The 12,527-nt window shown below is 74.4% G+C and carries 9 protein-coding genes, 1 pseudogene and 1 riboswitch; of the genes and pseudogenes, 2 read left to right on the top strand and 8 right to left on the bottom strand.

Going from position 1 to position 12,527, the window contains the following annotated elements:
* The first annotated feature begins 119 nt into the window (after positions 1–119).
* Complete coding sequence (locus R4Z63_RS07285) at positions 120–1,094, top strand: SCO1860 family LAETG-anchored protein (protein ID WP_384454411.1); 975 nt, start codon at positions 120–122, stop codon at positions 1,092–1,094.
* Positions 1,095–1,427: 333 nt separating this feature from the next.
* Here R4Z63_RS07285 and cobC read toward each other — a convergent pair whose 3' ends face one another.
* Positions 1,428–2,879 (bottom strand): Rv2231c family histidinol phosphate aminotransferase CobC, encoded by a 1,452-nt coding sequence (gene cobC, locus R4Z63_RS07280; RefSeq protein ID WP_370466707.1) that lies wholly within the window; start codon positions 2,877–2,879, stop codon positions 1,428–1,430.
* A 98-nt stretch (positions 2,880–2,977) separates the two neighbouring features.
* On the opposite strand from cobC, the gene R4Z63_RS07275 reads away from it, so the two are divergent.
* Complete coding sequence (locus R4Z63_RS07275) at positions 2,978–3,703, top strand: ZIP family metal transporter (protein WP_384454408.1); 726 nt, start codon at positions 2,978–2,980, stop codon at positions 3,701–3,703.
* Between the two features lie 11 nt (positions 3,704–3,714).
* Here the strand turns inward: R4Z63_RS07275 and R4Z63_RS07270 are convergent, their stop codons facing one another.
* The 7 genes and pseudogenes from R4Z63_RS07270 to R4Z63_RS07240 form a co-directional block, all read right to left on the bottom strand.
* On the bottom strand, positions 3,715–5,166 hold the full coding sequence (locus tag R4Z63_RS07270; protein ID WP_384454406.1) for a cobyrinic acid a,c-diamide synthase CobB: 1,452 nt from the start codon (positions 5,164–5,166) through the stop codon (positions 3,715–3,717).
* Entirely contained in the window at positions 5,160–5,759 is a 600-nt protein-coding gene (gene cobO, locus R4Z63_RS07265) for a cob(I)yrinic acid a,c-diamide adenosyltransferase (protein WP_037930179.1), read from the bottom strand. The genes R4Z63_RS07270 and cobO overlap by 7 nt, the downstream gene beginning before the upstream one ends.
* Positions 5,759–7,897, bottom strand: a pseudogene (locus R4Z63_RS07260) (putative cobaltochelatase). Before R4Z63_RS07260 ends, cobO begins: the two are co-directional and overlap by 1 nt.
* Positions 7,898–8,075: 178 nt before the next feature.
* Complete coding sequence (locus tag R4Z63_RS07255) at positions 8,076–9,596, bottom strand: cobyric acid synthase (protein WP_037930185.1); 1,521 nt, start codon at positions 9,594–9,596, stop codon at positions 8,076–8,078.
* The gene (locus tag R4Z63_RS07250) at positions 9,593–10,549 is read right to left on the bottom strand and encodes a cobalamin biosynthesis protein (RefSeq protein ID WP_037930188.1); all 957 of its coding nucleotides are present in this window, start codon (positions 10,547–10,549) and stop codon (positions 9,593–9,595) included. Before R4Z63_RS07250 ends, R4Z63_RS07255 begins: the two co-directional genes overlap by 4 nt.
* A gap of 58 nt (positions 10,550–10,607) precedes the next feature.
* Positions 10,608–10,693: riboswitch (cobalamin riboswitch) on the bottom strand.
* Positions 10,694–10,866: 173 nt separating this feature from the next.
* On the bottom strand, positions 10,867–11,088 hold the full coding sequence (locus R4Z63_RS07245; protein ID WP_037930191.1) for a hypothetical protein: 222 nt from the start codon (positions 11,086–11,088) through the stop codon (positions 10,867–10,869).
* Between the two features lie 30 nt (positions 11,089–11,118).
* A complete protein-coding gene (locus tag R4Z63_RS07240; RefSeq protein WP_037930194.1) occupies positions 11,119–12,387 on the bottom strand; it encodes an inorganic phosphate transporter in 1,269 nt (422 codons plus the stop codon).
* Positions 12,388–12,527 lie beyond the last annotated feature (140 nt).

Raw genomic sequence — 12,527 nt, 5'->3', positions numbered from 1 at the left:
TCAGGTAGCTGCCCCGTCACCCACATTGAGTAAGGATTCCCAGGGTCGAAGCCGTCGGCGCGTGCGATGTCCCCCATTGGCCGCGCGACGGCACCCAACTCCCCGGGGGTTCCACCACCTTGAACAGCAACACCTTCCGCATGCCCGCGGCCGTTCTGCTCGCCACGGGAGCGGTCGCTCTGCTCACCGCACCGCCCGCCTCCGCCACGGGAGGAACCCCCGCCGGCGGAGAGGGCAGGTCCGGCGCGGTCGTCCTGCGCACCGGACTGGACGTGGGCCTGCTCAACAAGACCGTCGACGTCCCGCTGAAGGCCACCCTCAACGAGGTCAGCGCCCCGGCGAAGGCGGAGAAGACGGCGCTGACCGTCACCCTGGACGGGGTCGAGGGGAACAAGCCGGTCAGCGTCCTGCGCGCGGACGTCGCCACCTCCAGGGCCACCGCGGACAAGAAGAAGGCGGAGGCCGAGGCGAACCTGGCCAAGGCCCGTGTGCACGTGCCCGGGCTGCCGCTGCTCTCGCTGATCGAGGTGGAGAAGGTCACGTCCAAGGCCGTCTGTGAAGCCGGGAGGAAGCCCGTGGCCAGCGCGAACGTCCTGGGCACGGTGACCGCGCTCGGCAAGAGGGTCACCCTGTCGGCGGGCGGCCCCACCAAGGTCGAAGTCCCGGGGGTCGGCATGGTCAGCCTGGAGCTGTCCGGCACCGAGACCACCTCCACCACGGCCGCCGCCGCCGCACTCCGGCTGAAGGTGGCCGTGAACCCGCTGAACCTGAACGTGGCGCAGGTGGACGGCGAGATCGTGCTGGCCGAGGCGCACTGCGAGTCCCCGAAGGGCGCGGCCACGACGACGAAGGAGCCCGAGCAGCCCGAGCAGCCCGACATCAAGACCCAGACCGGGACGAACACCGGTGGCACCACGGGAGGTTCGGGTACCACCGCCGGTTCCGGCGGCAGCGATTCGGGCGCCACCACCGATGCCAACCTGGCCGAGACCGGCGGCGGTTCGCTCACCCCCTACATCACGGGCGGCGCGCTGACCCTGCTGGCGCTCGGCGGCGGTGCGCTCTTCCTGACCCGCCGGAGCAGGACCCAGTAGAACTGCCGGGCGACCCCGGTCCGTGTCCCGGCCCGCCGCACGGCGCGGCCGGGGCCCGGGACCGCGCCACCCGGCGAGCACATCGGAGGGGAGTGCTCAACGGGTGGCGTGGGCCAGATCCTGCCCCCCGCGCCCCGCGCCGTCACGGCCTCGGTGACCTGCGGTCGATCCGCGCGTACGCGTCGCGCCCGGCGGCGGGAAGCGCCCCGTCGAGGGCCGCGCAGGAGGCGCAGAGGACGCGAACGGCGGCCCCGTGTCCGAGTACTGCGTGAGGCAGTCGGCCCGCATCACCTCCCAGCGGCCCGGACGGTCCGCCACCGGAGAAGCGGGAGGTCAGCGGGAGGTCAGGGCCAGGGCCCGGTCCAGGGCCTGCAGCAGGCGGCCCGTCGTCGCCCGGTCGCGCACCGCCAGCCGGAGCCAGGTCCGGTCCAGTCCGGGGAAGGTGTCCCCGCGCCGCACGGCGAAGCCCAGGGCCCGCAGCCGGGTGCGGACCTCCGCACCGTCCGCCAGCTGGATCAGAACGAACGGACCCTCCGCCACGCCCGCCACCTTCACCTCGTCGAACTCCGCGAGCCCGGCCAACAGATGGGCCCGGTCCACGGCGATCCGCCGTGCGGCCTCCTCCGCCTCGGTCAGCGCGGCCGGAGCCACGCAGGCCTCGGCCGCCACCAGAGCGGGCGTCGACACCGGCCAGAGCGGCTGCGCGGCCGCCAGCTTCGCGATCACCTCAGGCTCGGCCAGCACGTAACCGATCCGCAGCCCCGCCAGACCCCACGTCTTCGTCAGGCTCCGCAGCACGACCAGCCCCGGCAGGTCCGTCCGGCCCGCGAGGGCCTCACGCTCGCCCGGGACGGCGTCCATGAACGCCTCGTCCACCACCAGGACCCGGCCCGGACGGGCCAGTTGGGCCAGGGCCGCCGCTGGGTGCAGCACGGACGTCGGGTTGGTCGGATTGCCGACGACCACCAGGTCCGCGTCCTGCGGCACCGCTGCCGGATCGAGCCGGAACCCGTCCGAGGCCCGCAGCACCACCCGCTCGACCCGGTGGCCGGCATCCCGCAGGGCCGCCTCGGGCTCGGTGAACTGAGGATGCACCACGACCGGCCGCCGGGCGCCCAGGGCCCGCGCGATCAGCACGAAGGCCTCCGCGGCCCCCGCCGTCAGCAGCACCCGCTCGACCGGCAGCCCGTGCCGCGCCGCCACTGCCGCGCGGGCGGCCCGCCCGTCGGGGTACGCGGCGAGGTCCCCGAGGGAGGCGGCGATCCGCCGCTTGAGCCACTCCGGCGGCGTGTGCGCCCGTACGTTGACCGCGAGGTCCTCCAGCGCGGAGCCCGCGTCCGCCACCTCGGCGTCCCCGTGGTGGCGCAGGTCGTGCGCTTCGGCCGTGGCCACCGCGCAGGTCGCCGACAGCGAACGCCGCTTGGGTACGAGGAGTTCTCCGCCCGCGACGAGGGCGGCGGCCTCCGCCACCGAGGGGGTCCCGGTCGCGTCCCGCACCGCCTCCGAGGGGTGCGGGACGGTGACGGCGGCCAGGCGGGCCGCGGGATAACCCAGAACGGGCACGCCGAAACGTTCCGCCGCACCGGTGATCCCCGCCTCGGCCGCCTTCGAGTCCACGGTGGCCAGCGCCGTCACGGCCGCCTCGGCCAGCCCGGCGCCCCGCAGCGTCTCCTCGACCAGTGCGCAGACCTCCTCCACGGAGACCCCCGCACGGCCACCGACCCCGACCACCAGCCGCGTCGTGTACTCGCCCACCGCGGGGCCTCCCTCCGTCGTCACGGTCACCGGCACCTCACCGGACACCCGTCCATCGTCAACACCGCGACACCCGCCACCCGCGCGCGGACGTGCGCGCGGGCTGCGGAGTCTGTATTCAGGGGCACATGGCCGTGATCGTGGCGTTGGGCGCGTTCCTGATGACCCTGTTGGGCGGTTGGACGGCGCAGCGCGTCACCGACCGCCGCCACCTCGTGCTGGGCCTGGCCGGCGGACTGATGCTCGGTGTCGTCGGCCTCGACCTGCTCCCCGAAGCCCTGCACGCGGCCGGCCGGGAGGTCTTCGGTGTCCCGCTCGCCCTGCTGCTCTTCGTGGCCGGCTTCCTGGTCGCCCACGTCGTCGAACGCCTGCTGGCCGTGCGCCGGGCCGCGCACGGCGCCGACAACGGCGGGCGCGTCCCGCAGGTGGGGCTCACCGCGGCCGCCGCGATGGTCGGCCACAGCCTCGCCGACGGGGTGGCGCTGGGCGCGGCCTTCCAGGTCGGTGGCGGGATGGGGGTGGCCGTGGCACTCGCCGTGATCACCCACGACTTCGCCGACGGGTTCAACACCTACACCCTCACCAGCCTCTACGGGAACGACCGCCGCAAGGCCCTGATGATGCTCTTCGCGGACGCCGTCGCGCCCGTCGCGGGCGCCGCGTCCACACTGCTGTTCACCCTTCCGGAGGAACCCCTCGGCGCGTACCTCGGGTTCTTCGGAGGCCTCCTGCTGTACCTCGCGGCCGCCGAGATCCTGCCCGAGGCGCACCACAAGCACCCCGCCCTGTCCACGCTGATGTGCACGGTGGGCGGGGTGGCCGGGATCTGGCTCGTGGTGGGCATCGCGGAGTGAGCCGGCAGGGTTCACGGCCGTGCTGCCGCGGCTTCCCGCACGGTCGCGGTCCACGCGGCCGCGGCCCCGGCGAAACGGCGGGCCACGGACGGCTCCGCCGCCCAGTGCGTGTGCAGATAGCTGGCGTGCACACCGCCCCGCACGAAGCCCTCGACGCGGCGCTCCGGGTGCGTCAGCCCCCATGCGGGAGTCTCCCCGGCGCCCGGCTCGACGACCGTCCGGTGGAACTCGTGCCCGCGCAGCCGGGTACCGGCCGCCGCGAGCGAGCTGTCGGACACCGCCACCGCCTCGCGGTAGCCGAGGGTCAGCCGCTCCGACATCCGCGCGTCCGCGTCGAGCACCCCGCACATGGGCTTCCCGTCCAGCGACCGGGCCAGGTACAGCAGCCCGGCGCACTCGGCCGCCACCGGACCGCCGGCCGCGGCGAACGCGGAGACGGCCTCGCGCAGCGCCTGGTTGGCGGACAGCTCGGGCGCGTACACCTCGGGGAAGCCGCCGCCGATCACCAGGCCGCCGGTCCCCTCGGGCAGGGCCTCGTCCCGCAGCGGGTCGAAGGTGACGACCTCCGCGCCCGCCGCCCGCAGGAGCTCCGTGTGCTCGGCGTAGGAGAACGTGAACGCGGGCCCGCCGGCGACAGCGACGACGGGGCGGCGGTGCCGCCCGGCGTCGCTCCTGGGGCCCGGAGCGGTGTCCCCCCGGGCGGACACCGGTGCCGGCTCGGAAGGCCCCGCCGCCGACCACGGGGCGCAGGACAGCGGCGGGGCCGTCCGCGCCAGCGCCATCAGCGCGTCCAGGTCGCAGCCCGCTCGGACCTGCTCGGCGAGTGCGGCCACGGCGGCCAGCGCCTCGGCGCGCCGCTCGGCCACCGGCACCAACCCCAGGTGGCGCGAGGGCGTGGCCACCTGAGGAGCCCGCCTCAGGACGCCGAGCACCGGCATGCCCGCCTCCTCCAGGGCCTCCCGCAGCATCACCTCGTGGCGGTCGGAGCCGACCTTGTTGAGGATCACCCCGCCGAGGCGCACCTGCGGGTCGAAGGACGCGAAGCCGTGCACCAGCGCCGCCACCGACCGCGACTGCGAGGAGGCGTCGACCACCAGCACCACCGGCGCCCGCAGCAGCTTCGCCACCTGCGCCGTCGACGCCAGCTCGCCCCGGCCCGCGGCCCCGTCGTAGAGCCCCATCACGCCCTCGACCACGGCCAGGTCGCACCCGGCCGCCCCGTGCGCGAACAGCGGAGCGACCAGTTCCGGCCCGCACATGAAGGCGTCGAGGTTGCGTCCCGGCCGCCCGGTGGCCAGCGCGTGGTACCCGGGGTCGATGTAGTCGGGCCCGGCCTTGTGCGGGGACACGGCGAGGCCGCGCTCCGCGAAGGCCGCCATCAGGCCCGTGGCCACGGTGGTCTTGCCGCTGCCGGACGACGGCGCGGCGACGACCAGCCGGGGGATGTCGGACGGGATCACCACTCGATGCCCTTCTGGCCCTTCTGGCCGGCGTCCATCGGGTGCTTGACCTTCGTCATTTCGGTGACGAGGTCCGCGAACTCCACCAGCTTCTCCGGCGCGTTGCGGCCCGTGATCACCACGTGCTGGGCGCCGGGGCGGTTCCGCAGCACCTCGATGACCTCGTCGACGTCGATCCAGCCCCAGTGCATCGGGTACGCGAACTCGTCGAGCACGTACAGCTTGTGCGTCTCGGCGGCCAGATCCCGCTTGACCTGCTCCCAGCCCTCCTTGGCCGCCTGCTCGTTGTCGAGCTGCGCGTCCCGCTGCACCCAGGACCAGCCCTCGCCCATCTTGTGCCAGACGACGGTGCCGCCCTCGCCGGAGGCGCCGAGGACCTTCAGCGCGTTCTCCTCGCCGACCTTCCACTTCGCCGACTTCACGAACTGGAACACCCCGATCGGCCAGCCCTGGTTCCAGGCGCGCAGCGCCAGCCCGAAGGCCGCCGTGGACTTGCCCTTGCCGGGGCCGGTGTGGACGAAGACGAGCGGGCGGTTGCGGCGCTGGCGGGTGGTGAGCCCGTCGTCGGGAACGACGGACGGCTGTCCCTGCGGCATTACGCGGCCCTCCTGGTGGTGTTGGGGGAAGCGGGAGTTGTCACTGCGGTACGTACGTCCTTCACGAGCCCGGCCAACGAGTCGGCCCGCAGCCCGTCGAGGGTGACGGCCGGCCCGCCGAGTTCGGCGGCCAGCGCCCCCGGCCAGTCCCAGCCGGACCGGCCCCGACTCGCAGTCCACGACGACGGAGGCGACCCCGTCGGCGGCCAGCAGGCGGGCACTGCGCGCCGTCAGCTCGCGCGGGTCGCCGCCGGCGGAACCGGCCGAGGTGGCCCGCCCGTCGGTGACCACGACCAGCAGCGGCCTGCGGCTGGGATCCCGCAGCCGCTCGATCCGCAGCACCTCGTGGGCCTTCAGCAGTCCGGGCCCCAGCGGGGTCCGGCCGCCGGTGGGCAGCTTCTCCAGCCGGGCGCGGCCGCGTCCACCGAGGAGGTGGGCGGCAGCGCCAACTCCGCGGCGGCGCCGCGGAAGGTGACCAGGCCGACCTTGTCCCGGCGCTGGTAGGCGTCGAGCAGCAGCGACAGCACGGCGCCCTTGACCGCGCTCATCCGCTGCCGGGCGGCCATGGAACCGGAGGCGTCGACCACGAAGAGGACGAGGTTGCCCTCGCGGCCCTCGCGGGTGGCCTGCCGCAGGTCGTCCTTGCGGATCAGCAGGCCGCGCCCGGAACGGCCGCGCGCCTTCTGGTGCGGGGCGGCCGCGTGCACGGTGGCCGCCAGGTGCAGCTTCGTAAGCTGCCCGCGTGGGCGCTGGGCGCCGGTGGTCCGACCGTGGGCGGTTCGGGCGCGCGAACGCCGCCCGGCGGCGCCCTCCCCGAGCCCCGGGACGCTCAGCATCCTGGTCCGGAACGGCTCGGCAGCGCGTACGGCGGCCTGCTCGGGCCCGCCGGCCTCCCCGGCGGGAGGCTGCGGGGCGGCCTCCGGCGGAGCCGCGGGGGCCTCGGCGGGCTGCTGCGCCGGGGGCTGGGCGTCCTGGGGACCGCCGCCCTGCGGGGGAACTCCGCCACCGTCGGGGCCGCCGCCGTCGTCCGGGCCCTGCGGGTTCTCCGGGCCGCCGTCCGGGCCGGGTTCCGGGTCCGGGTCCGGCTCCGGCTCCGGCTCCGGATCCGGGTCGTCCTGGGGGTCCTCGTCGGGGAACTGGTCGAGGATCTCGTCCAGCCTGTCCTCGTCCAGGCCCGGTGCGTCGAAGGGGTTGCGGCGCCGCCGGTGGGGGAGGGCGAGCAGGGCGGCCTGCCGTACGTCCTCCTTGAGCACGGCCGTCCGCCCGGCCCAGGCCGCCAGTGCGGTCGCGGTCCTCGCCATCACGATGTCGGCCCGCATGCCGTCGACCTCGAAGCCGGCGCAGGTCGCGGCGATCTGCAGGAGCGCGTTGTCCCCCAGGCGGACCTGCGGCAGCAGTGCCCGCGCGGCGGTGACCCGGGCGCGGACCTGCTCCTCGTCCCCCGACCAGCGGGCGGCGAAGCCCGCGGGATCGTCCTCGTAGGCGAGCCGTCGGCGGACGACCTCCACCCGCTGGGCGGGCTCGCGGGAGGCGGCGACCTCCACGGTCAGTCCGAAGCGGTCGAGGAGCTGCGGCCGCAGCTCGCCCTCCTCCGGGTTCATGGTGCCGACGAGCAGGAACCGGGCCGCGTGCCGGACGGAGACACCCTCGCGCTCCACGTACGAGGCGCCCATCGCGGCGGCGTCCAGCAGCAGGTCGATCAGGTGGTCGTGGAGGAGGTTGACCTCGTCCACGTACAGGATCCCGCGGTGGGCGTCGGCGAGCAGGCCGGGCTCGAAGGCCTTCACGCCCTCGGCGAGGGCCCGCTCGATGTCGAGGGCGCCGACGAGTCGGTCCTCGGAGGCGCCGACGGGCAGCTCCACCATGCGGGCCGGGCGGGCGCCGCCGGGGCCGGTGCCGTGCGGGCCGTCGGGGCAGTCCGGGTCGGGTGCGACGGGCGCGCACGAGAACCGGCAGCCGGGCACGACGTCCACGGCCGGCAGCAGTGCCGACAGCGCGCGCACGGCGGTGGATTTGGCGGTCCCCTTTTCGCCGCGTACGAGCACACCGCCGACCGCCGGGCTCACGGCGTTCAGCAGGAGCGCCAGCCGCAGGTCGGTCTGGCCGACGACCGCGGTGAACGGGTAGGGCGTGCTCATGCGATGCCTTTCTCTGGGCGGATGTGTGTCTGCGTGCAGGTGCCGGCGCGGAGGTGCGGGGCGGCCGCGGGCCGTGGGCGGGCCGCAGCCGTGCGGGACCGTCCCCCGTAGGTCCTCCGTCCCTGCACCGGGGCTCCGTTGCGAACTCCGCTCCTCGGCAGCCGCGGGGCCCCGCCGGTCACGGGGCGCCCGGCGGGAGGAAGGGGAGGCCCGCCGGCGCGCCCGCTTCGATCAGGTCCAGCAGTGCACGGGTGTCGGCGTGCTCCTCGATCAGGTCGCCCAACAGGTCGAGCTGTTCCTCGCGCAGCGCGGCGAAGGAGGTGTCCGGGGCCGGTACGAACCGCCGTCCGGCGGCCGCCGCCACCTCGCGCAGGAACGCCCGGCGGAAGCCGTCCGACTCCAGCGAGCCGTGCCAGTGCGTGCCCCACACCGCCCCCACCCGGCATCCGTCCAGGAACGCTTCCCCACCCAGGACCTCGGCCACCCCGTGGTGGATCTCGTACCCGTCCACCGGCTCGCCGAGCGCGGTTCCGGTGGGCCGGGCCAGGGTCTTCTCGCGCTCGAAGCGGACGCGCACCGGAAGCAGCCCGAGGCCCTCCACCGAGCCGGCCTTCGACTCCACATCGTCCTCGATGCGCTCGCCCAGGGCCTGGAAACCGCCGCAGATGCCCAGCACCGGGCGGCCCTCGGCGGCCCGCCGGACCAGCGCGTCCGCCAGTCCGCGTGCACGCAGCCACGCCAAAGCCTTCACCGTGCCCCGGGTGCCCGGGACGACGACCAGGTCGGCGTCGGCCAGTTCCTCGGCGCGGTCCACGAAGCGCACCACGACCCCCGGCTCGGCGGCGAGCGCGTCGACGTCCGTGAAGTTCGACATCAGCGGCACCGCGCACACGGCGACCCGCAGCACGTCCTCGCCCACGGGCGGTGCCACCACGGACTCGCGGACCGCGCCCCGCAGCGAGACGCGCAGGCCGTCCTCCTCGTCGATGCCCAGCCCGTGCCGGAAGGGCAGCACACCGTAGGTCGCCCGGCCGGTCAGCCCGCGGAGCATCTCCATGCCCGGCTCCAGCAGCGACACATCGCCGCGGAACTTGTTGACCAGGTATCCGGCGATCAACGTCTGGTCCTCGGGGGAGAGCAGCGCCGTCGTCCCGAAGAAGGACGCGAAGACCCCGCCGCGGTCGATGTCGCCGACCACGACCACCGGGAAGCGCGCGGCCCGCGCGATGCCCATGTTCACGATGTCGGTCCGGCGCAGGTTGATCTCCGCCGGGCTGCCGGCCCCTTCGCAGATCACGGCGTCATACGTGCCCCGAAGCTGCTCCAGACAGTCCGTGACGATGCCGAGCAGCTGCTCCTGCCGCCCGCCGTGGTAGCCGCGGGCGCTCATCTCGCCCACCGGCTTCCCCAGCAGCACCACCTGGCTGCTGCGGTCGCTGCCGGGCTTGAGGAGCACCGGGTTCATCAGCGCGGTCGGCTCCACCCGGGCCGCCTGGGCCTGCATCGCCTGGGCGCGCCCGATCTCGGCGCCCTCCCGGGTGACGAAGGAGTTCAGCGACATGTTCTGCGCTTTGAAGGGCGCCACCTTCACGCCCTGCCGGGCCAGCCAGCGGCAGATGCCTGCCGTGACCACGCTCTTGCCCGCGTCGGACGTCGTACCGGCGACCAGCAGTCCGCCGCCGCGCTGCGCGCCGCTCATGCGCGTCCCCCTCGTACTCGTGCCGCCAGCGTCCGGGCGGCCACGCAGGCGCCCAGGGCCAGCCACGTCACCTGTCGCGACAGCCGTACCGCCCGTTCGATGTCCGCGACCTCCACCGGGCGCCCGGCCCCGCCGTTCAGGACGGCCCGGTGCTCGACCCGGCCGCCGTAGGCCAGGGTCCCGCCCAGTCTGACGCCGAGCGCCCCGGCGAAGGAGGCCTCGACGGGACCGGCGTTCGGGCTCGGGTGCGCGGCGGCGTCCGCGCGCCAGGCGCGCACGGCTCCGCGCCGGTCGGGGCCGGCCACCACGGCGGCCAGGGCGGTCAGCCGGGCGCCGGGCCAGCCGGCGAGGTCGTCGAGGCGGGCGGAGGCCCAGCCGTAGCGCAGGTGGCGGGGGGACTTGTGGCCGACCATCGCGTCCAGCGTGTTGACGGCGCGGAACGCCAGCAGTCCGGGGACTCCGGCGGCGGCGCCCCACACCAGGGCCCCGACCACGGCGTCGGAGGTGTTCTCGGCCACGGACTCCACCACGGCCCGGGCCAGCTGCTGCCCGTCCAGGGCCTGCGGGTCGCGGCCGCACAGGTGGGGCAGGCGCTCACGGGCCACTTCGATGTCCCCGGCGGCGAGCGCGCCCCCGATGGCACGGGCCTCACGGCCCAGCGAGGTGCCGCCCACGACGGCCCAGGTGGCGGCGGCGGTCAGGGCGATACGGGCGGCCGCGGGCCGGGAGCGCACGACGCGGGCGCCCAGCGCGCCGACGGCGGCCGCGCCCCCGGCGCACAGCAGGGTGTGCAGGACGCCCCGGCCGCGGTCGTCACGCCACAGGGAGCGCTCGACTGCGGCGGCGGCTCGTCCGAAGGCGGCCACGGGGTGCCCTCGGCGGGGATCACCGAGGATCCGGTCGCCGATCAGGCCCGCCGTGGCGCCGTACGCGAAGACGCGATCGGCACGCATGGTGGCAGGTATGTCCTCACTCAGGGTCCGCGCCCTGGTTCGACGTGTCCGGCGGCGAGAGTTCCTGGCTCCCGGGGCGCACGCGCGGCGTGCGCTCTCCGGTGACAGTGGCGGGACCGCGCCGGATTCGCACCGGACTTCCTCTCCATGCCGCCGTATTGGCTCGGGCAGTCCACCACGCACCCGGAAGGCCCGTCAACTCGCCGTTGACCTGCGGTGCGGCAGGGCGGGGAGCGGGGAAAGCCGGATTGGGGAAAGCCCCCTCCGGGACGAACCCGGAGGGGGCTTTCACGTCTGGCTCGCGCTGGCGCGGGGGATCAGACGACGATCAGGTAGATCCCGTACGTCACGGCCGCCGCGACGAGCGCGAAGCACAGGTACGCGCCGCTGCGGGCCAGGGTGGCGGTGCCGCCCTGTTCGGTGGCGGCCTCGTGCTTGGACAGGCCCACCAGGCCCAGGGTGAAGAGGGCCACGAGGGCGACGGTGGCGAAGAGGCTGACCCCGAAGACGGAGCCGAGCGCTTCCCAGTCGATCTTCATACTGCCGATTCCTCTGTGTCTCTGTCTCGGTCAGACCGTGGCGGCCGGAGCTGCCGGGGTCTGCGTCGTGGCCGGGATGGTGGCCTTGAGGTCGTCGTCCGCGACCGCGGCGGTGGTGCCGGCCGCGGCGACGGTGGGCGGGACGGTGACGGCGGCGATCGCCGTGGTGACGACGCCCGGCTCTTCTGCGTCCGCCTGCTCGACCTCGTTGACGTTGTGGTGGTCGACGACCTGGCGGCGCGAGATGAGCCAGATGGCCAGGCAGGAGCCGACCAGGAAGACGGTGACGGCGGCGACGCCGACGTCACCGGCGCGCATGACGAGCTCGGCACCGGCGGAGACCAGCGCGGCGGCCGGCAGGGTCAGGCCCCAGGCGACGAACATGCGGGTCGCGGTGGACCAGCGGACCACGCCGCCCTTGCGTCCCAGGCCCGCACCCATGACCGCACCGGAGCACGAGTGGGTGGTGGAGAGCGAGAAGCCCAGGTTCGAGGAGGCCAGGATGACGGATGCGGCCGAGGTCTGGGCGGCGAAGCCCTGCTGCGGCTGCAGGTCGGTCAGGCCCTTGCCCATGGTGCGGATGATGCGCCAGCCGCCCAGGTAGGTGCCGAGAGCGATGGCCAGGCCGGCGGAGACGATGACCCAGACCGGCGGGTTCGCGTCGGGCGTGAGTGCGCCGCCGGCGATGAGGGCCAGCGTGATGATGCCCATCGTCTTCTGCGCGTCGTTGGTGCCGTGCGCGAGGGAGACCAGACCGGCGGAGGCGATCTGACCGGCGCGGTACCCCTTGGCGGAGGTCTTCTCGCCGACCTTGTCGCCCAGCTTGTAGGTGAGCTTGGCGGCCAGGTACGCGGCGACGCCGGCGACCAGCGGCGCGGCGATCGCGGGGATGAGGACCTTGGTCACGACGACCCCGCCGTTGACCGCGCCCATGCCGGCGGAGGCGACCGCGGCACCGATCAGGCCGCCCATCAGGGCGTGGGAGGAACTGGACGGGAGTCCGACCAGCCAGGTGACGAGGTTCCAGAGGATCGCGCCGACCAGCGCGGCGAAGATCACCTCTGGCTGGATGCCTTCCTCGTTGACGAGGCCCTTGGAGATCGTCTTGGCGACCTCCACGGACATGAACGCGCCGACGAGGTTGAGCACGGCGGACATGGCCACCGCGGTCTTGGGCTTGAGGGCGCCGGTCGAGATGGTGGTGGCCATCGCGTTGGCCGTGTCGTGAAAACCGTTCGTGAAGTCGAACACGAGAGCGGTGATGATCACGATCCCGAGGAGAAGCGTTATGTGCTCCATTTACCCAGGCTTCTGTTTGGCGTCAGTGGCTCGGCGAACGTAGGCAACCTGGATGAACGGAAGGTGAACTGACTCCGGCGGAGCGGTGTACGGGCACAGGGCGCGATCGAGACATTCGTCCTGATTGTTGCGCTGATTTC

It is taken from the genome of Streptomyces sp. PL-29 (assembly GCF_058344425.1).
Note: the sequence above shows the minus strand (reverse complement) of the source record. Positions and strands in the feature narration are given on the sequence as shown.